At 73.2% G+C, this 586-nt stretch carries 1 protein-coding gene; it reads right to left on the reverse strand.

Going from position 1 to position 586, the window contains the following annotated elements:
* On the reverse strand, nt 1–460 hold a 460-nt coding region (locus OOT08_RS09100), incomplete at its 3' end, for an FAD-dependent oxidoreductase (RefSeq protein ID WP_325092331.1).
* Between the last annotated feature and the right edge of the window lie 126 nt (nt 461–586).

Below are 586 nucleotides of genomic sequence, written 5' to 3' on the forward strand. Positions count from 1 at the left end.
CAAAGGGATACGCGGCCTCACCCATCCACATCAGTCCGTCCGGGGTGGACGGCACCCAGGCCACATCGTTGTACACCCCGGGGCGAAAGGGCACGCCGTGCCCGGTCAGCCACTCGAAGTGCTCCACGCTCCCGCGCGCGTATTCGCCGATCCGCTCCTCGTCAGCGGCCGGGCCGAGCGCCGCCGTCAGAAACGCCGCCATTGCCTCCGGGGTGTCGTCTATCCCCGCGGCGCGCTGGAGCGCCGTCCCCCCGCCCAGGTACAGCTCGCCGCCGGAGAGCGCCGCCGAGCCGCCGCCGCCGCTCGCGGCTTCCAGCAGAATCACCCGTGCGCCACGCTCCTCGGCCGCGAGCGCGGCCGCGACCCCGGCGCACCCGAAGCCGACGACGAGCACGTCGCAGTCGGTGCCCTCGGGAGCCCCCCGCGGCGCGGAACCGGCCCCCGGTGCGGATTCAGTCATGATCAAACCTCCTCTGTCAGTGGGCCCCGAACCTAGCGGCCCCGGCCTCGGATGGCCACAGTGCGTTCCGCACACCGGTGCGCGCTGTCTTCCGGCGCGGGCTCCGGCTTGCTAGCGTGAGGGCAT

It is taken from the genome of Leucobacter sp. M11, from assembly GCF_035726885.1.
In the GTDB taxonomy this organism is placed as follows: domain Bacteria; phylum Actinomycetota; class Actinomycetes; order Actinomycetales; family Microbacteriaceae; genus JAPFRB01.